Source organism: Streptomyces sp. P9-2B-2 (assembly GCF_030406865.1).
In the GTDB taxonomy this organism is placed as follows: domain Bacteria; phylum Actinomycetota; class Actinomycetes; order Streptomycetales; family Streptomycetaceae; genus Streptomyces; species Streptomyces platensis.
The window spans coordinates 7187406-7206411 of the sequence record NZ_CP129126.1 but is presented as its reverse complement, the minus strand read 5'-3'; the positions used below and the strand labels follow the sequence as shown (position 1 = coordinate 7206411).

Below are 19006 nucleotides of genomic sequence, written 5' to 3'. Positions count from 1 at the left end.
GCAGCTGGCAGGCGGTTACTTGACGCCCAGCCACTGCTCGATCGGATGGAGCGAGAAGTAGACGACGAAGACGGCGGTCAGCACCCACATGAAGCCGCCGACCTCGCGCCACTTGCCCTGCGCCGCCTTGATGGCGGCGTAGGAGATGACACCGGCGCCGACGCCCGCGGTGATGCTGTAGGTGAACGGCATCAGGGCCACGGTCAGGAAGACCGGGATGGACACCGAGCGGTCGCGCCAGTCCACCTGGCCGGCGGCGCTCATCATCATCGAGCCGATGACGACGAGGGCGGCCGAGGCCACCTGGGCCGGGACGAGCTGGGTGAGCGGCGTGAAGAACAGGCAGGCCGCGAAGAACAGGCCGGTGATGACGGACGACAGGCCGGTCCGGGCCCCCTCGCCGACACCGCTCGCCGACTCGATGAACACGGTCTGACCGGACGAGCCGGTGATGCCGCCGATGGCACCGCCCGCGCCGTCCACGAACAGCGCCTTGGACAGGCCCGGCATCCGGCCCTTGTCGTCGGCGAGCTTGGCCTCGGTGCCGACGCCGATGATGGTGGCCATGGCGTCGAAGAAACCGGCCAGCACCAGGGTGAAGACGATCATGCCGACGCTGAGTGCGCCGATGGAGCCCCAGCCGCCGAACTCCACATGACCGAAGAGGCCGAAGTCGGGCATCGCGACGGCGCTGCCGGTCAGGTCCGGGGGCGTGCCGCCCCAGTCCTTGGCCGTCAGCCCGCCGATCCTGGTGGCGGCGATGGACAGCACGCTGCCGACGACGATGCCGATGAGGATGGCGCCGGGCACCTTGCGGGCCTGGAGCATGAAGATCAGCAGCAGCGTCACACAGAAGAACAGGACCGGCCAGCCGGACAGCTGCCCGGTGAGGCCGAGGGTGACCGGGCCGCCCTCCCCCTTGCCCACGAAACCGGCCTTCACCAGGCCCAGCAGCGCGACGAACATCCCGATGCCCATGGTGATCGCGTGCTTGAGCGCGAGCGGGATGGCGTTCATGATCATTTCGCGCAGACCGGTCACCACCAGCAGGCAGATGACCACGCCGTACACCACACACATCCCCATGGCCTGCGGCCAGGTCATGTTCGGGACGACCTGGGCGGTCAGCGCGGCGGAGACGTTCAGTCCGGCCGCGAGCGCCAGCGGCACCTTGCCGATGAAGCCCATCAGCAGCGTGGAGACCGCCGCGGCGAGCGCGGTCGCGGTGACCACGCCGGCATGCGCGAGGGTGTGCTTCTCCACGTCCGGTGTCGAGAGGATCAGCGGGTTGAGCAGGAGGATGTAGCACATCGCCATGAAGGTGGTGATGCCGCCGCGCACCTCTTGCGCGACCGTCGATCCTCTGTCGGATATGTGGAAGTACCGGTCGAGCCAGGAGCGGCCGGCGGGCTGACGTGAGCCGGCGCCCGCGTCTTCCGCCGTCGTCCTCGGCTCGGTGGACTGCTGGGTCATGGTGCCTTACTCCCAAGGTTCACAGGGGCACTCGCACCAGGTGCGAGATTTGGGATGGATCTTCGGCTGCACGACCCGGGGGACGGCCCGAGACGAATCAGGGGTGCTGCACCGGCGGACCGGAGCAGCGACTGCGTACTGCGTCACTGCGTCACTGCGTTACTGCGGGGGTCCGGTCTCCGGGCGGTACGCGGAGGAGGACGGACAGGGACACCCCTGACACGCACCGCCCGGAGGCCGGTGTCCGAGGTCGCCCCCGGACGGCTCGCTATGTGCCGGTGAGGTGCTCGGGTCGCACCGGCGTCTTGTTGAGCTCCAGCCCGGTCGCGTTCCGGATCGCCGCGAGGACGGCCGGGGTGGACGACAGGGTGGGGGCCTCGCCGATACCGCGCAGCCCGTAGGGGGCGTGCTCGTCGGCGAGTTCGAGCACATCGACCGGGATGGTCGGTGTGTCGAGAATCGTGGGGATGAGGTAGTCCGTGAAGGAGGGGTTGCGCACCTTCGCGGTCTTGGGGTCGACGATGATCTCCTCCATCACCGCCACGCCCAGGCCCTGGGTGGTACCGCCCTGGATCTGGCCGACGACGGACAGCGGGTTGAGCGCCTTGCCGACGTCCTGGGCGCAGGCCAGCTCGATGACCTTGACCAGGCCGAGTTCGGTGTCCACCTCGACGACCGCGCGGTGGGCGGCGAAGGAGTACTGGACATGGCCGTTGCCCTGGCCGGTCCGCAGGTCGAAGGGCTCGGTCGGGCGGTGCCGCCACTCCAGCTCCAGATCGACCGCCGCGTCCTCCAGGACGTCCGCCAGAGTCGCGAGCACCTCGCCGCCGTCGGTGACGACCTTGCCGCCCTCCAGCAGGAGTTCGGCGGTGGCCCACGCCGGGTGGTACGTGCCGAACTTGCGCCGCCCGAGGTCGAGCACCTGCTCGCGGACGTGCTCACAGGTGTTCTTGACCGCGCCGCCGGTGACGTACGTCTGGCGGGAGGCGGACGTCGAACCCGCCGAGCCGACCTGGGTGTCGGCCGGCTGGATGGTGACCTGCTGGACCCCCAGCTCCGTACGGGCGATCTGGGCATGGACGGTGACACCGCCCTGGCCGACCTCCGCCATCGCGGTGTGGACCGTGGCGACCGGCTCGCCGCCGACGACCTCCATCCGCACCCGGGCGGTGGAGTAGTCGTCGAAGCCCTCGGAGAAGCCGACGTTCTTGATGCCGACGGCGTAGCCGACACCGCGGACCACGCCCTCGCCATGGGTGGTGTTGGACAGCCCGCCGGGCAGCGCCCGGACATCGGCGCCCGCACCGGCCGTGAGCCACTGCTGCTCGGGCGGGAGCGGCATCGCCTTGACGCGGCGGAGGAGTTCGGCGACCGGGGCCGGGGAGTCGACCGGCTGGCCCGTGGGCATGAGCGTGCCCTGCTCCATGGCGTTGAGCTGCCGGAACTCGACCGGGTCCATCCCCAGCTTCTTGGCGACCTTGTCCATCTGCGCCTCGTAGGCGAAGCACGCCTGGACCGCGCCGAAGCCGCGCATCGCGCCGCAGGGCGGGTTGTTGGAGTAGAGCGCGATGGCCTCGATGTCGACGTCCTCGACGACGTACGGGCCGACGGCGAGCGAGGAGGCGTTGCCGACCACGGCCGGGGAGGCGGACGCGTAGGCGCCGCCGTCCAGCACGATCCGGCACTTGAGGTGGGTGAGCTTGCCGTCCTTGGTGGCGCCGTGCTCGTACCAGAGCTTCGCCGGGTGCCGGTGGACGTGTCCGAAGAAGGACTCGAACCGGTTGTAGACGATCTTGACGGGCTTGCCGGTGCGCAGCGCCAGCAAGCAGGCGTGGATCTGCATCGACAGGTCCTCGCGGCCGCCGAACGCGCCGCCGACGCCGGACAGCGTCATCCGCACCTTCTCCTCGGGCAGGCCGAGGACCGGGGCGATCTGGCGGAGGTCGGAGTGCAGCCACTGAGTGGCGACGTAGAGATCGACACCGCCGTCCTCACCGGGCACCGCGAGTCCGGACTCCGGGCCGAGGAAGGCCTGGTCCTGCATGCCGAAGACATACTCGCCGGAGACGATGACATCGGCCTTCTTGGCGGCCTCGTCGGCGTCGCCGCGGATGATCGGCTGGCGGTGGACGATGTTCGGGTGCGGGACATGGCCCACGTGGTGGTCGTCGCGGTTCTCGTGGATCAGCGGGGCGCCCTCGGCGGTGGCGGAGGCCTCGTCGGTGACGACCGGCAGCTCGGCGTAGTCGATCTTGATCTTGGCGGCGGCGCGGCGCGCGGTCTCCGGGTGGTCGGCGGCGACCAGCGCCACCGGCTCACCGTGGTGGCGCACCTTGCCGTGCGCGAGAACCGGGGTGTCCTGGATCTCCAGGCCGTAGTTCTTCACGTCGGTGGGCAGGTCGTCGTAGGTCAGGACGGCGTAGACACCCGGGGTCGCGAGGGCCTCAGCGGTGTCGATCGACCTGATCTCGGCATGGGCGACGGTGGAGCGCAGGGTGAAGCCCCAGAGCATGTCCTCGTGCCACATGTCCGAGGAGTAGGCGAATTCGCCGGTCACCTTGAGGGTGCCGTCGGGCCGCAGCGTGGACTCGCCGATACCGGCCTTGGTCTGGCCGCCCTGGGTGAGGTTGGTGGGGGTACGGCCCGGAGCGGTAGCGGCTCGTGGCGGTGTGCCGGTCATGATGCTCAGGCCCCCTGTCCGGCGGTGCGGTTTTCGCCGCGGGCGGCCGCCAGCCGGACCGCGTCGAGGATCTTCTCGTAGCCCGTGCAGCGGCACAGGTTGCCCGACAGCGCCTCCCGGATATCGGCGTCCGACGGGGAGTCGTTGCGCTCCAGCAGCTCGTCCGCGGCGACCAGCAGGCCCGGGGTGCAGAAGCCGCACTGGACCGCGCCGGCGTCGATGAACGCCTGCTGGATCGGGGCGAGTTCGGCCTGCTCGCCGGTACGGGAACCGGCGGGCCGGGCCTGCCACTGCTGGGCCTCGTCGAGGCCGGTGCCGCAGACACCGGAGGCACAGCCGCCCTCGGCGCGCTGCTTGGCGAAGTCCGCCAGACCCTCGACGGTCACCACGTCGCGGCCCTCCACCTGGCCCGCGGCGACCAGACAGGAGCACACCGGCACACCGTCCAGCCGGACCGTGCAGGAACCGCACTCGCCCTGCTCACAGGCGTTCTTGGAGCCCGGCAGACCCATCCGCTCCCGGAGGACGTACAGCAGGCTCTCGCCTTCCCAGACGTCGTCGGCCTCCTGGCGGCGGCCGTTGACGGTGAATGTCACGCGCACTGTGCGCTCCTCTCCTTGCCGCGGTAGGACTCCCAGGTCCAGCCGAGGGTGCGGCGGGCCATGATGCCGACCGCGTGCCGGCGGTACGCGGCGCTGCCGCGCACATCGTCGATCGGGTTGCAGGCGCCGGCGGCGAGCTGCGCGAACTGCTTGGCGACGGACGGCGGAATGGTGTTGCCGGACTCCCAGAAGCCACCCTCCTCCAGCGCCGCGGCGAGGAACTCCTCGGCCTCGCGGGCCCGTACGGGGGTGGGCGCGGCGGAACCGATGCCGGTGCGGACCGTACGGGTCTCCGGGTGCAGCGCGATACCGAAGGCGCACACCGCGATCACCATGGCGTTACGGGTGCCGACCTTGGAGAACTGCTGCGGTCCGTCGGCCTTCGGCAGATGCACCGACCGGATCAGCTCGTCGGGCTCCATGGCGTTGCGCTTGACGCCCACGTAGAAGTCGTCGATCGGGATCATCCGGCGGCCGCGTACGGACTCGACCTCGACCGCACCGCCCGAGGCGAGCAGCGCGGGGTGCGCGTCGCCGGCCGGGGAGGCGGTGCCGAGGTTGCCGCCGACGCCGCCGCGGTTGCGGATCTGCGGGGAGGCGACGGTGTGCGAGGCCAAGGCCAGGCCCGGGAGTTCGGCCCGCAGGTTCTCCATGATCCGGGTGTAGGAAACGGAGGCACCCAGGCGCACGGTCTTCTCGCCGACCTCCCACTCGCTCAGGTCACCGATGCGGTTCAGGTCGAGCAGGTACTCGGGGCGGCGATGGTCGAAGTTGATCTCGACCATCACGTCCGTGCCGCCCGCGATCGGCACAGCGGTAGGGTGCTCGGCCTTGGCGGCGAGCGCCTCCTCCCAGCTGGCGGGGCGAAGGAAGTCCATGGTTGGCCTCTTCTACGAAATCGGTCGTTCGTTACTCATGGTGAGGACGCTGCGCTCACATCGCCATGGAGCCGTTCATGTCTCGTTAACGGTTGAGCCTTAGTGAACGCGCCCCGGACCCGCCGGGTGCAGTCACCGAAACCATGAAGCGGTTGGCTGGCCACGGCACCCGTCTTGTAGATTCGAACGAAAGACGAGGCTCTGAAACCTCGCGGCATTCCACCGGCAACACCAGACAGCAAAGAACGGCGGGCGAGGTCATGCGGCTCCGCGCACTCCTGGACACCCCCTCCCTGGGCCTGCGGCTGCTGGGGGGCGAGGACGAGCTGGACCGCACCGTACGCGGCGTGATGACCACCGACCTGCGCGACCCGAGCCGCTACCTCTCCGGCGGCGAACTGGTGCTGACGGGCCTGGCCTGGCGCCGCGCCCCGGAGGACAGCGAGCGGTTCGTCCGCATCCTGGCCGCCGCCGGGGTCGCCGGGCTCGCCGCGGGCGAGGCGGAGCTGGGCTCGGTCCCGGACGACCTGGTGGCGGCCTGTGTCCAGCACCGGCTGCCGCTGTTCTCGGTCGTCGAGGACGTCTCGTTCGCCTCCATCACCGAACATGTGGTCCGCCAGGTCTCCAGCGAACGGGCCGGTGACCTCGCGGCCGTGGTGGACCGTCACCGGCGGCTGATGACGTCGGGCCCCACCGGCGGCGGCCCGGAGGTGGTCCTGGACCTGCTCGGCTCCGACCTGGATCTGCGGGCCTGGGTGCTCTCCCCCACCGGACGGCAGATCGCCGGGTCGTCGCTGGCCGGCGCCGGGCCCGAGCTGTCCACCGAACTGGCCGCCCGGCTCGCGGGGGAGCATCTGGCGGCCGCCCGCAGCGGCCGCCGCGGCCCGCACCGCGTCACGCTGGAGGGCGCGGGCGGCACGTTCTCGCTGTTCCCGATCCGCCACGACGGCCGTGACCTGCGCCAGACCCTGCTCAGCGACTGGCTGCTGGCCGTCGAGGCGGACGCCGGTGACTGGCCCGAGGAGCGCCTCGACCTGCTGCACGGCGTCACCCAGCTGATCGCCGTGGAACGCGACCGGCGCGACGCGGCCCGTACGGTCCGCCGCCGGCTCGCCCAGGAAGTGCTGGAGCTCGTCCAGACCGGCGCACCGCCCGCCGAGATCGCGGCCCGGCTGCGGGTGGCGGCCCCGGTGCTGCTGCCCGGACTGGGCACCGCGCCGCACTGGCAGATCGTGGTGGCCAGGGTCGAGTGGGAGGACGGCGACGTCCCCGGCGGCCCGGTCGCCCAGAGCCTGCTGGAGGAGGTGCTGGTCGACCCGGGCACCTTCGGTCCGGAGCCCTCCGACCGGATCGCGGTGGCCCACACGGGCGACGAGGCGGTGGCGCTGGTGCCGCTGCCCGTCCCGGACGAGCCCGGGGACTCCTCGGCGGCCGGTCTGCACGCCGCGGAGCTGCTCTCCGTCATCCAGGCGCCGCTGGGCCGCGGTCTGGCGGACGACGGGCGGCTGACGGTCGGCGTGAGCGCCTCGGTGCACTCGGCGGAGGGGCTGCGCGGTGCGCTGGAGGAGGCCCGGCACGCCCGCCGGGTCGCCGCCGCCCGTCCGGGCCGGGTCTGCGCCGCCGGGCACGAGGAGCTGGCCTCGCATGTGCTGCTGCTGCCGTTCGTGCCGGACGACGTCCGCCGGGCCTTCACCGCCCGCCTCCTGGACCCGCTGCGCGACTACGACCGCCGGCACCGCGCCGAGCTGATCCCCACCCTGGAGGCGTTCCTGGACTGCGACGGCTCCTGGACCCGCTGCGCCGGCCGCCTCCACCTGCACGTCAACACGCTCCGCTACCGGGTGGGCCGGATCGAGCAGCTGACCGGCCGCGATCTGTCCCGCCTGGAGGACAAGCTCGACTTCTTCCTCGCACTGCGGATGAGCTGACGGCGGCAAGGCGCCGGGGCGCGCCCCGGCCCCGCCCGGCCGGGGCGTCCACGGGCCCGATCCCGTCGGCCCGGGCTGCGCCGTTCGGGGTCATCCGATCGGGCGGCATCCCGTTCACGGCGGACGGGCGCGGGCCGGCGCAGCGCCGCAGGGCGCACCCGATCAGCGCCGCGCCCCCTGCCGGAATCGCGCACCAAGTGATTGTGAAAACATTCACTCGCCCCCTTGGCCCCACGACGGAATCCGTGCTGAGATTCGCCCACGGTCTTGCAACTTCCAGCTCAATGGCGCGCTAGGGGAGGGCAATGTGGCGGATACCGCCATGTCAGGATCCGCGGATCCCGTGGATCCCGTCAGTTCTGCGGAGCCGGTACCGCTCGCGGTACCAGGACCCGCATCCGCACCGGAGGAACCGGCACACGGCACGGTCGAGGGGGACAGCCCCCTCGACCGTGCCGTTTGGCGACTGCGCTCCCGCGGCTGCTGGGACGACGCGGCCGCGCTGCTGGAACCACACGCCGTCCGTCACGCCCCGTCGGCGCTCCGTCGCGCCGCGCTCCTGGTGGAGCGCTGCATGTTCACGGCCACCGGCTGGGCCGCGGCGGAGGACGCGCTGCGCAGCGCCGAGGCCCTGGCGAGCGGCGACGACGAGCGCGGCGGCGCGGCCTGCGAGCGGGGCCATCTCGCCTACGCCGCCACGGTCCTGGGCGTCCGCGACCGGGCCGACGAGGCGCGTTCGGCGCTCGGCCGGGCCGCCGCGCTGCTGGCGCCCGCCGCGCCCGGCCGCCCGCAGCTGGACTTCCGCCGCGGGCTGATGGCCGAGCACGTCGCCGACAGCCCGGACGCGGCACGCGCCGCCTACCGCCGCGCGCACGCCGGCGCCACCGCGCACGGCGACACCCTGCTGCTGTCCTTCACCTGGCGCCATCTGGCCGGGCTGGCGCTGCGTGACGGCGAAGTGGCGGAGGCCCGGCACGGTTTCGCCGAGTCGCTGCGGATCCGCGAGGAGCTGGGCTTCCTCATCGGCACGGCCCCGGCCCTGGCGGCGCTGGCCGACGCCGTCCCGGACACCGACGCACCGCGGCTGCGCGCCGAGGCCGCCCGGCTGTTCCGCCTCATGGGCGGCGTCCCCACCTGGCTCGCCGACCATCTGTCCACCGCCGCCGTCACGGCGACCTAGGACGGTCACCGGCAAGCGCGGACTACGGCCAACCACACGCCGACGGCAAGTGGTTGGCCGTCGTCCGTTTGTCACCGCCCTGCACCTTCTCCTCGCGCCGTCAACCCCCCTTCGTCGGCCATGCGCCCTCGCGCTGCGAATGGCCGGATCTGGACGGTCCCCGCGGCGGATCGGCCGGGTCGCGGTGGTTGCCAGACGCCCCCGCGGTCGACGAGCCGGGGGAACCATGAGGTGGGACCATGGGCGGAAGCCGGGGGCCGGGGTGTTCCATCACGCCCCACAGGCCCCGAGAATGGCCGCAAGTCGCACTGTGAGGCGGCGGCAGGGACTTGGATGCTGGTCCGGGACCAGCTGGGTCCCCACCCACTGGCACAGCCTTGACAGGAGGCCATAGATGACAGCAGGAGTGACGAATACGACCGCTGGAACGGACTGGGGCAAGGCAGATTTCGAGGCGATTTACAACTGCCCGGATCCCCGTCGGTACTTCACCACACTGAACCCGCTGGACTACCAGATTCCGCACCACGGCCAAGCGGTCTTCCGCGCCGTGGCCGAGACCCTCCAACGGCACCGGAGCGACCGCCCGCCACTGAACGTCGTCGACCTCTGCTGCTCGTACGGGGTCAACGCCGCACTGCTCAACCACCGGCTGTCCCTCTCGGACCTCTACGGCCACTACGCCGCGCCCGGTGCCGGCATGCCGACCACCCGCCAACTCCTCGAAGAAGACCGCACATTCTTCGCCACCCGGCGGAACGAGGCGCCCTTCCGGATCACGGGCATCGACGCGGCGGACCGCGCGGTCGCCTATGCCCGGGCGGTCGGTCTGCTCGACCACGGATTCGCGGAGAACCTGGAACTCGACGAGCCGAGCCCGGAGCTGCGGCGGGTCCTGGCCGGCACCGACCTGATCACCGTCACCGGCGGCGTCGGCTACATCACCGCGCGCACCTTCGGCCATCTCTTCGACCATGTCTCCACGCCGCCATGGGTCGCCGCGTTCGTCCTGCGCACGGTGTCCTACCAGCCCGTCTCCGCACTGCTGGCCCGGGCCGGCCTGGTGACGGAGAAGCTCACCACCCGCACCTTCCGGCAGCGCCGGTTCGCCGACGGCGGCGAGCGGAAGGCGACGTTCGACGCGCTGGCCGACCTCGGCCTGTCCACCGCGGGCAAGGAAAGCGACGGCTTCTACCACGCCGAGCTCTATCTCTCCCGCCCCGCCGCCGACGTCGCGGCGCTGCCGATGGAGGAGCTGCTCCCCGACTGAGCTGCGGAACGGCACCCCCTAGTGCGGGTGCCGGGCCACCGAGACATGCTCGCGGGCGATCCGCTCGACGACCGCGTACTCCTGGGCCACCAGGGCGTCGAGCAGCGCCGTGTGCTCGGAGGCGTCGGCCAGCAGCTCGGCCGTACGCAGCCGGTAGCCGCCGGCCGGACACTGGGCGCGGCGCAGCAGATCGCCGGCGACCTCGGTGAGCCGGCGGTTGCCGGTGAGCGACATCAGGGCCACGTGGAAGGCGTGGTCGGCCTCGGCATAACCGGCCCGGTCCCCGCGGGCGGCGGCGGCCACACCCGCCACGGCGAGCGGGCGCAGCTCCTCCCAGCGCTCCGGGGCCAGCGCCCGCGCCAGCCGGATGATCGCGGGCACCTCCAGCATCCTGCGGACCTCGGCCAGCTCGGCGAGGTCACGGGAGCTGCACTCGGCGACCCGGAAACCGCGGTTGGGCACGACCTCGACGGCACCTTCGGACGCCAGCTGCTGCATGGCCTCGCGGACCGGGGTCGCGGAGACGCCGTAGCGCTCGGCCAGCGCGGGGGCGGAGTAGACCTCGCCCGGGGTCAGCTCCCCGCCGGCCAGCGCATGGCGCAGCGCGGCCAGCACCTGGCCGCGGACGGAGTGCCGCCGGGGCGCGGTGGGACCGGGCTGCGCGGGCACCCACGCCCGCACGACCGAGTCCTGTTCCACTGTGCCCTGTTCCATGACGGATCCTCCTGACGTATCCCAGCACCATAGGCGGCACGGGCCACAGTACAAATCCGTGCGCCGGTCCCGGAACCTCGCCGGACCTCCGGGACTGGCGCCGATCGAACACGGGTAGACCTTCGGGTAAGGTAAGCCTTACCTGCTAACGATCGCGATTCGGTGGTCTCCCCCATGACTTCTGTTCTCGCCGCCCCGGCCACGGCCCACCCCGTCGCCGAGGCCTACGCCCGGCTCTCCGACGCATTACCCGGGCTGCGGGTGACCACCTGGCACACGGCACCGCCCAGCGGTGACGGCTGGGTCTGCGCGGCCGGGCTGGCGGCCGGCGGCGAGACCCTCGACGCCTTTCTCGCCTGGGACGAGGCACAGATCATCCGCGACCACGGCCGCCCGGCCAGGCCGGACGTGGTCGCGAGCTTCGCGCTGCACCGCTACGCCTGGCCGGCCTGCCTGCTGATCACCGTCCCCTGGTTCCTGCACCGCCGGGTCCCGCGACTGCCCGTCCAGGACGTCTCGATGCGACGCGAGCCGGTCCGGATGTCGGCGCGCATCAGCACGTTCGCCTGCCTCCCGGACGATCCGGCAGCGGCACTGCCCGGCGCCCGGGTGGTACCGGACGAGGAGGCACTCCGCACGGAGGTCCGGGCCGCGGTGGCCGGACACCTCGGACCCGTCCTGGAAGGCTTCCGCACCCGGATGCGACGCGGGTCCCGGGCGCTGTGGGGCATGGCATCCGACGAGATCATCGAGGGCCTCTGGCACGTGGCACAACTCCTGGGCGAGGAACCGCGAGCGCTGGCCGCACTGGAACGCCTACTGCCCGGCGCCACCGCCCCCTACGTCGGCAGCGCAGGATTCCGCACCCTGACCGCCCCCCAGGGCGAACCCCTGACAACCCGGGACCGCGCCAGCTGCTGCATGTACTACACCCTGCGCCCCGACGACACCTGCCTCACCTGCCCCCGCACCCGCGACGAGGACCGCGTCCAGCGCCTCACTGCGGGCACCTGACGGACGCTCAGGGGCTCGACGTTTCGCGCCCCTCCCTGAGATGTGGCCTCACCGGCCGTCGGACGTTGCAGACCGCGCGCCCCTGCCGCCCCGCCCTGCCATTCGAACTCAACTCCCCCTCAACGAATGCAAGTTCGACCCCCGGTGGCTCCATCACACCCCTTGGCGTCTTCTTGTTCCGAATGCCTCGGTTACCGGGGTGGGGTCCGTCAGGATGTCGCGCGAATCGCGTACCCGAGGCAAAGGGATCCCAGAATGAGAATGACCGATATATCGCTGGACTGGCTGGTTCCCGGCGCCCTGCTGCTCGTCGGTGTGTTCGCGGCCGCGGCGCTGGTGGTGCGGGGGAAGCGGGCGGCGGCGCGGTCCGGCGGTGAGGACTCCTGGGAGCGCAGCGAGGAGCGACGCCGCCGTAAGGAGACCGTCTTCGCTTCGGCCTCCTATCTGCTGCTGTTCTGCTGTGCGGCGGTCGCCGCGGCGCTGTCCTTCCACGGGCTGGTCGGCTTCGGCGTGCAGAACCTCAACCTCTCCGGGGGCTGGGAGTATCTGGTGCCGTTCGGGCTCGACGGGGCGGCGATGTTCTGTTCCGTGCTCGCCGTACGGGAGGCCAGTCACGGCGATGCGGCGCTCGGCTCCCGGATGCTGGTGTGGACGTTCGCGGGCGCGGCGGCGTGGTTCAACTGGGTGCATGCGCCGCGCGGCCTGGGGCACGCGGGCGCACCGCAGTTCTTCGCCGGGATGTCGCTGTCGGCCGCGGTGCTCTTCGACCGGGCGCTCAAGCAGACCCGCCGGGCGGCGCTGCGTGAGCAGGGCCTGGTGCCGCGGCCGCTGCCGCAGATCCGGATCGTGCGCTGGCTGCGGGCGCCCCGCGAGACCTTCGCGGCCTGGTCGCTGATGCTGCTGGAGGGCGTACGGACGCTGGAGGAGGCGGTCGAGGAGGTCCGCGAGGACCGGCGCGAGAAGGAGCAGAACCGGCACCGCCGGCGCGAGCAGGGCAAGCTCGACCGGGCCCGCATCAAGGCCATCAACCGGCAGCACCGCAGCTGGGGCCTCGGCCGGGCCGGCGGGCGGCAACTGGCGGTGTCCCAAGCGGCGGCCGCGGAGGTGGCCGGCCCGGACCCCGCCATAGCCGGTATCTCCCAGCCGCTGCTCACCGGAGAGTCGCCGCTGCGCTCCCGCCCGGCTCTCAAGGCCGTGGCAGGCGCTGAGGCGGAGGGTGCCGGGACTCCGGCCGGGCCCCCGCGGACCGTGGATCTCACCGCCGAGGACGACACCCAGACGATTCCCCGTCTGGACTCCCTCGAGGAGAAACTCGCCGAGATCGAACGGCAATTCGGCTGACCGGTGGCGGACCGCGCCGGCCGACGCCTCGCCCATGGGTCAGGCCGGTCCGCCGCCCAGCTCGAACCACACACTCTTCCCGAGACTCTCGGTGCGTATCCCCCATGCGTCGGCTAAGGAACGCACCAGCATCAGCCCCCTGCCGGAGGTCCCGTCGGTGGTCGGTGGGCGGGGCTCTGGGCGTCCGGGGACGAAGTCCCGGACCTCCACCCGCAGCCGGTCGCTGACCCTGGCGGTGACGACGGCACCGCCCTCGGCATGCACCAGGGCATTGGTGACCAGCTCGCTGGTGAGCAGCGTCGCGACCTCCGCGAGCTCGCCGCCCCCCGGCACCGTCCAGCGGCTCAGCAGCTGGCGCAGCTCCCGGCGCACCTCACCGACCGCCTTCAGATCCGCATGCCGCACCTTCCGCTCCAGCACTCGTGGCGCTCGCGCGGTGGTCCCCCCGTTCCGGCCCCCCTCGGCCGTTTCCTGCGTTCTGTCCCGTTCCTCGCGCCGCACAGGCTGACGCATTTTCTCCCCCGCCCCCAACGAACCTCGGCGCTCTGCCTCGAACAGCCTCACGGTCAGCATGCCCATCCGATCTGCCGCCATGCTTCCGCGCGCCACGTCGCGGGAGCGCCGCCCGCGCGCCGGGTGCGCCGGGCGGGGCCCAGTGGGTATGCCTGACCCCGAGCCTGTCGCGAAACCCCGGCCGCACCCGGACACGAGCGAGCACTCCCCCGGTTGCCGCCGGGGCAGCCCGCCCGCGCCCCGGGCGTGGGCAGTACGAGCGTGAGGAGCCGCTGTGCACGACGACCGACTGCTGGTGGAGGGGCGCCTGGAGCGGGCGCTGGGGCAGTTCATCAGGCCTGCGCAGTACGCGGCGCGGGTGCCCCTGCGGCTGGCCGTCTGGCACGCGCCCGGAGAACCGGTACCGGTGGACGAGGCGCTGCGGGCCACGTACGAGCCGTTCACGGCGGGCGAGCCCTGGGGGCCGCCGTGGTCCACCAGCTGGTTCCGGCTGGCGGGTGAGGTGCCGCAGGAGTGGGCGGGGCGGCGGGTGGAGGCCGTCATCGATCCCGGTTTCAGCGGCGACGGGCCCGGCTTCCAGGCCGAGGGGCTGCTCTACGACGGCGACGGGGTGCCGCTCAAGGGCATCCATCCGCGCAACCGGCACCTCCCCGTCGGCGCGCCGGTCAGCGGCGGCGAGGAGGTGCGGCTGCTGCTGGAGGCCGCCGCGAATCCGGCGGTGCTGCGGGACTTCCGCCCCACCGACCTCGGCGATGTACGGACCGCTCCGCACCGGCCGCTGTACCGCTTCGCCTCGGCGGACCTGGCGGTGCTCGACGAGACCGTCTGGCAGCTGATCCTGGACATCGAGGTGCTGTCGGAGCTGATGTACGAACTGCCCGCCGACGGCGCGCGCCGGCACGAGATCCTGCGGGCCCTGGAGGACATGCTGGACGCGCTGGATCTGCACGACGTCGGGGGCACGGCGGCCGCGGGGCGGGCAGCGCTGGCGGACGTCCTGAGCCGCCCGGCCACCGCGAGCGCCCATCGTGTCTCGGCCACCGGGCATGCCCATATCGACTCCGCCTGGCTGTGGCCGCTGCGCGAGACCGTACGCAAGGCGTCCCGCACCTTCGCCAACGTCACCCAACTCGCCAAGGAATACCCGGAGTTGACCTTCGCCTGCTCGCAGGCGCAGCAGTACGCCTGGGTCAAGGAGCACCAGCCGCACATCTGGGAGCGCATCAAGGAGGCCGTACAGGAGGGCAACTGGGCGCCGGTCGGCTCGATGTGGGTGGAGTCCGACGCCAATATGCCCGGCGGTGAGGCGCTGGCCCGGCAGCTCGTGCACGGCAAGCGCTTCTTCCTGGAGGAGCTGGGGGTGGAGACCGAGGAGATCTGGCTGCCGGACTCGTTCGGCTACACCGCCGCCTTCCCGCAGCTGGCCCGGCTGGCCGGTGCGAAGTGGTTCCTCACGCAGAAGCTGTCGTGGAACCAGACCGACAAGATGCCGCACCACACCTTCTGGTGGGAGGGCATCGACGGCACCCGCGTCTTCACCCACTTCCCGCCCGTCGACACCTACAACTCCCGCTTCCACGCCCGCGAACTCGCGCACGCCGCCCGCAACTTCGCCGAGAAGGGCCGCGCCACCCGCTCACTGGTCCCCTTCGGCTGGGGGGACGGCGGCGGCGGACCGACCCGCGAGATGCTGGAGCGGGCCCGCCGGCTGCGGTCCCTGGAGGGTTCACCCCGGGTCGAGATCGAGCCGCCGGCCCGGTTCTTCGAGGCCGCCCATGAGGAGTACGGGGCGGCGGCGCCGGTCTGGTCGGGCGAGCTGTACCTGGAGTTCCACCGCGGTACGTACACCTCGCAGGCGAAGACCAAACAGGGCAACCGGCGCAGTGAACATCTGCTGCGCGAGGCGGAGTTGTGGGCGACGACGGCGGCGGTACGGGCGGGCGCCGACGCGTCGTACGCCTACCCGTACGACGCCCTCGACCGCCTCTGGAAGACCGTACTGCTGCACCAGTTCCACGACATCCTGCCGGGCTCGTCCATCGCCTGGGTCCATCGCGAGGCCCGCGCCACGTATGCGGCGGTCGAGGCGGAGCTGACCGGGATCATCGAGACGGCGCTCGGGGCGCTGGAGGGCTCCGGGCCCGTGGCGGCCGACGTGCCGACGGTGTTCAACGCCTCGCCGTACGCCCGGGACGAGATCGTCGCCCTGCCGGCGTCGGACCCGGAGTCGGACGGGCCGGACGCCGTCGCGGTCCATGTACCCGCCCTGGGCTCGGCGCCCGTCCGCCCGCCCGGCCCGGACTCCCCCACACCACCGCCGCCGGCCGTACGGGCGGAGACCGGCGCCGAGGGCACTCTCACCCTCGACAACGGCCTGCTGCGGGTACGCGTCGATGCCGACGGCCTGCTGACCTCCGTACGCGATCTGCACGCCGGACGGGAGGTGCTGGCACCGGGCGCCCGCGGCAATCTGCTCCAGCTGCACCCCGATCACCCCACCCAGTACGACGCCTGGGACCTCGACCGGCATTACCGCCGCCGGCACACCGATCTGACCGACGCCGAGTCCGTGGAGCTGGCCACGGCCGGGCCACTGTCCGCGACGGTCCGGGTGACCAGGGCGTTCGGCGCGTCCCGGATCACCCAGGAGCTGACCCTGCGCGCCGGCTCACACCGACTCGACATCACCACCGACATCGACTGGCACGAATCGGAGAAGGTCCTCAAGGCCGCCTTCCCGCTGGATGTGCACGCCGAACGGTCCACCTCCGAGATCCAGTTCGGCCACGTGCACCGCCCCACCCACGCCAACACCAGCTGGGACGCGGCCCGTTTCGAGATCTGTGCGCACCGCTGGCTACGGGTCGCCGAGCCGGGCTACGGCGTCGCGCTGCTCAACGACTCGACGTACGGCCATGACGTGACCCGCACCCCGCACCCCGAGGGCCTGGGCACGACGGTACGGCTGACCCTGCTGCGCGCACCGCACAGCCCCGACCCCGAGGCCGACCAGGGCCCCCACCGCTTCACCTACGCACTGCTGCCGGGCGCCGGAGTCGGGGACGCGGTCGCCGGGGGCCTGGCACTCAACCTGCCCCTCAGGACGGCCGACGCACCGCCCGTCCCCCCGCTGATCCGCGTCGACCACCCGGCCGTCACCGTCGAGTCGGTCAAGCTCGCCGAGGACCGCAGCGGCGATGTGGTGGTGCGGCTGTACGAGTCCCACGGCGGCCGGGCCACCGGCACCGTCTCCCCCGGCTTCCCCGTGGCACACGCCACCGTGACCGACCTGTTGGAGCGTCCGCTGCACGAGGAGGAGGAAGGCCCGACGTCCGATGTGGCGGTCGAGCTGCGCCCGTTCCAGATCCTGACCCTGCGGCTCCGGCCGCAGCATCCGCCCGCCGGGTGAGCCCGGGCGTTCGGTCCGGACCGGCGGCGGACCGGACGTGAGGGAAAGCGCCGGACAACGCGCCGGCCGGGGCCCCGTGGAACGGGACCCCGGCCGTGTGCCGGTGAGCATGCGTGCTCGTGGAGTGCCTCCACACCGCGCGGTTCGGGCCCTTATCGGCGTCAGCCGGGTCCGCGGCGCAGTGCACGCACGCTTGCAACGATCAGATGATCCAAGCGAGCGGCCTAGCGCTCGACGTCGACCAGGCCGCCACCGCCGGTGTGCACGCCACCGGACGGCTTGTGGTGGTGGTGCTTCTTGGCGTGGTGCTTCTTGACGTGGTGCTTCTTCTTGGCGTGCTTGACGTGGTGGTGGTGCGTGACGTGGTGGTGACGGTGCACCTCCACCCGGCGGTCGATGTGACCGTTGAGGCAGGTGTTACCGAAGGCCGGGTTCAGCAGCCCCACGATGTTGATGGTGTTGCCGCACACATTGACCGGAATGTGGATCGGGACCTGAATCGCGTTGCCCGACACCACTCCCGGCGAATTGGCCGCGCCGCCGGCCGCGCCGGCGTCTGCGTACGCTGCCGACATGCCCCCCAGGGCGGTGCTTGCCGCAAGAGCGGCCATAGCAGTCACCCGCGTGATCCGTGACATAAACAATCTCCCGATCGCTCCAAGCGGCTCACTGCCGCTTCCTGTTACTTCCCTTCGGCGCGTACGGCCCCATCCTTAGAGAGTTTGCTAACATTTCACTCTTTTCGGGGATAAGTGTGGTTTAGAGACCGCGTGGTGAGGTCAGGGGCATCGGCCAAACCCTGGGCCAGAAGCGAGGAAGCGGGCAGCTGAGCCCGTTCCGGCACGGCGTTCGACGTACCCTTGCCGCGTGACGCCGCACAGGACCGTCGACGCAGACATCGACGCGATGATCGAGGACCTCAGGACGCTCGTCGAGGTCGAATCCCCCTCCCGCGATCTGGATGCCTTGCGGGCGTCGGCCAAGGTTGTTGCCGCCGTCATCGAGCGACGGCTCGGCGGGCAGGCCGTCCTCATCGAGAGCGAGGCCGGGCCGCACGTCCACTGGTCCGGCGGCGGCGATCCGGCGGTTCTGATCCTCGGTCACCACGACACGGTGTTCCCGCTCGGCACGCTGGCGCGCCGCCCGTTCACGGTCGCGGACGGGCGGGCGACCGGCCCCGGAGTCTTCGACATGCTCGGCGGGCTGGTGCAGGCGATCCATGGTGTGGCGATGGCCGAGGACCGGTCGGGCATGGAGATCCTGGTGACCGCAGACGAAGAGGTCGGCTCCCACTCCTCCCGGGCTCTCATCGAGGAGCGCGCCCTCGCCTGCGGCGCCGTACTGGTGGGTGAGGGTGCCGCGGAGGGCGGGGCCCTCAAGACCGGCCGTAAGGGCTGTGGCACGTTCCATGTCGCCATCAGGGGCCGGGCGTCGCACGCGGGCCTGGAACCGGCGGCCGGGGTCAATGCCCTGATCGAGGCGGCGCACCAGGTGCTGGATATCGCGGCGCTCGGCCGGCCCGACATCGGCACGACCGTGACCCCGACGGTCGCCGCCGCGGGCACCCTGGACAACGTCGTGCCCGCGGAGGCGGCCGTCACCGTCGATGTCCGGGTCGAGTCGGCCGCAGAGAAGGAGCGCATCGAGGCCGCCTTCGCGGCACTTGCTCCGCATCTCGACGAGGCCGAGATCACGGTGACCGGCGCCGTCGGCCGGCCGCCGATGCCCGAGTCGGCGGCGGCCGGGCTCTTCGCGGTGGCGCAAGAGTTGCTTCCCGGGATCGAAGCCGTGGCCGTCGGTGGCGGAAGCGATGGCAACTTCACGGCCGCGCTGGGGGTGCCGACCCTCGATGGCCTGGGGGCGGTCGGAGGCGGCGCCCACGCCGATCACGAGTATCTGGTGATCGACGCCATGGCCGAGCGGGCACAGCTGATCGCCGGGCTGGTGAACGCCCTTCAGCACCCGGAGCGGAGCGGGGCCGTCCGCGCGCGGTGAGGGAGCGGG

General features: G+C 71.9%; 13 protein-coding genes and 1 pseudogene. 7 read left to right on the top strand and 7 right to left on the bottom strand.

Going from position 1 to position 19006, the window contains the following annotated elements:
- Positions 1-15: 15 nt before the first annotated feature.
- The 4 genes from QT196_RS31605 to QT196_RS31590 form a co-directional block, all read right to left on the bottom strand.
- A complete protein-coding gene (locus tag QT196_RS31605) occupies positions 16-1473 on the bottom strand; it encodes an NCS2 family permease (RefSeq protein WP_290356159.1) in 1458 nt (485 codons plus the stop codon).
- 268 nt (positions 1474-1741) lie between these two features.
- Entirely contained in the window at positions 1742-4153 is a 2412-nt protein-coding gene (locus QT196_RS31600; RefSeq protein WP_168482144.1) for a molybdopterin cofactor-binding domain-containing protein, read from the bottom strand.
- A 5-nt stretch (positions 4154-4158) separates the two neighbouring features.
- Positions 4159-4755, bottom strand: coding sequence for a (2Fe-2S)-binding protein (locus QT196_RS31595; RefSeq protein WP_085923897.1), 597 nt, complete (start codon positions 4753-4755; stop codon positions 4159-4161).
- Entirely contained in the window at positions 4746-5633 is an 888-nt protein-coding gene (locus QT196_RS31590) for a xanthine dehydrogenase family protein subunit M (protein WP_168482139.1), read from the bottom strand. The genes QT196_RS31595 and QT196_RS31590 overlap by 10 nt, the downstream gene beginning before the upstream one ends.
- 260 nt (positions 5634-5893) lie before the next feature.
- Here QT196_RS31590 and QT196_RS31585 point away from each other — a divergent pair, with 260 nt between their 5' ends.
- From QT196_RS31585 to QT196_RS31575, 3 genes are all read left to right on the top strand, one after another.
- The gene (locus QT196_RS31585; RefSeq protein ID WP_168482137.1) at positions 5894-7561 is read left to right on the top strand and encodes a PucR family transcriptional regulator ligand-binding domain-containing protein; all 1668 of its coding nucleotides are present in this window, start codon (positions 5894-5896) and stop codon (positions 7559-7561) included.
- A gap of 307 nt (positions 7562-7868) precedes the next feature.
- A complete protein-coding gene (locus QT196_RS31580; protein ID WP_248001398.1) occupies positions 7869-8741 on the top strand; it encodes a hypothetical protein in 873 nt (290 codons plus the stop codon).
- A 394-nt stretch (positions 8742-9135) separates the two neighbouring features.
- Complete coding sequence (locus tag QT196_RS31575; RefSeq protein ID WP_248001397.1) at positions 9136-10011, top strand: hypothetical protein; 876 nt, start codon at positions 9136-9138, stop codon at positions 10009-10011.
- A gap of 18 nt (positions 10012-10029) precedes the next feature.
- Here QT196_RS31575 and QT196_RS31570 read toward each other — a convergent pair whose 3' ends face one another.
- The gene (locus QT196_RS31570) at positions 10030-10725 is read right to left on the bottom strand and encodes a GntR family transcriptional regulator (RefSeq protein ID WP_290356158.1); all 696 of its coding nucleotides are present in this window, start codon (positions 10723-10725) and stop codon (positions 10030-10032) included.
- A gap of 174 nt (positions 10726-10899) precedes the next feature.
- Between QT196_RS31570 and QT196_RS31565 the strand changes: the two genes are divergently transcribed.
- Positions 10900-11739, top strand: coding sequence for a (2Fe-2S)-binding protein (locus tag QT196_RS31565; protein WP_290356157.1), 840 nt, complete (start codon positions 10900-10902; stop codon positions 11737-11739).
- Positions 11740-11994: 255 nt separating this feature from the next.
- Positions 11995-13080, top strand: coding sequence for a DUF2637 domain-containing protein (locus QT196_RS31560; protein ID WP_290356156.1), 1086 nt, complete (start codon positions 11995-11997; stop codon positions 13078-13080).
- Between the two features lie 39 nt (positions 13081-13119).
- Here QT196_RS31560 and QT196_RS31555 read toward each other — a convergent pair whose 3' ends face one another.
- Entirely contained in the window at positions 13120-13485 is a 366-nt protein-coding gene (locus QT196_RS31555) for an ATP-binding protein (protein ID WP_356948489.1), read from the bottom strand.
- 382 nt (positions 13486-13867) lie between these two features.
- Here QT196_RS31555 and QT196_RS31550 point away from each other — a divergent pair, with 382 nt between their 5' ends.
- Positions 13868-17002 carry a glycoside hydrolase family 38 C-terminal domain-containing protein gene (locus QT196_RS31550; RefSeq protein ID WP_290356155.1) on the top strand — a complete coding sequence of 1045 codons (3135 nt, stop codon included), beginning with the start codon at positions 13868-13870 and terminating at the stop codon, positions 17000-17002.
- Between the two features lie 404 nt (positions 17003-17406).
- On the opposite strand, the pseudogene QT196_RS39435 reads toward QT196_RS31550, so the two are convergent.
- Positions 17407-17640: pseudogene (locus QT196_RS39435) on the bottom strand (chaplin); the annotation flags it as partial.
- Positions 17641-17908: 268 nt separating this feature from the next.
- Between QT196_RS39435 and QT196_RS31540 the strand changes: the two are divergent.
- Positions 17909-18997, top strand: a complete 1089-nt coding sequence (locus QT196_RS31540; RefSeq protein WP_168484114.1) for a M20 family metallopeptidase — start codon at positions 17909-17911, stop codon at positions 18995-18997.
- The last annotated feature ends 9 nt before the right edge of the window (positions 18998-19006 follow it).

Coding starts and splice junctions, on each gene's coding strand:
- QT196_RS31605 (WP_290356159.1), bottom strand. CDS start 1,473: ATGACCCAGCAGTCCACCGAGCCGAGGACGACGGCGGAAGACGCGGGC.
- QT196_RS31590 (WP_168482139.1), bottom strand. CDS start 5,633: ATGGACTTCCTTCGCCCCGCCAGCTGGGAGGAGGCGCTCGCCGCCAAG.
- QT196_RS31560 (WP_290356156.1), top strand. CDS start 11,995: ATGAGAATGACCGATATATCGCTGGACTGGCTGGTTCCCGGCGCCCTG.
- QT196_RS31575 (WP_248001397.1), top strand. CDS start 9,136: ATGACAGCAGGAGTGACGAATACGACCGCTGGAACGGACTGGGGCAAG.
- QT196_RS31585 (WP_168482137.1), top strand. CDS start 5,894: ATGCGGCTCCGCGCACTCCTGGACACCCCCTCCCTGGGCCTGCGGCTG.
- QT196_RS31570 (WP_290356158.1), bottom strand. CDS start 10,725: ATGGAACAGGGCACAGTGGAACAGGACTCGGTCGTGCGGGCGTGGGTG.
- QT196_RS31565 (WP_290356157.1), top strand. CDS start 10,900: ATGACTTCTGTTCTCGCCGCCCCGGCCACGGCCCACCCCGTCGCCGAG.
- QT196_RS31540 (WP_168484114.1), top strand. CDS start 17,909: ATGATCGAGGACCTCAGGACGCTCGTCGAGGTCGAATCCCCCTCCCGC.
- QT196_RS31600 (WP_168482144.1), bottom strand. CDS start 4,153: ATGACCGGCACACCGCCACGAGCCGCTACCGCTCCGGGCCGTACCCCC.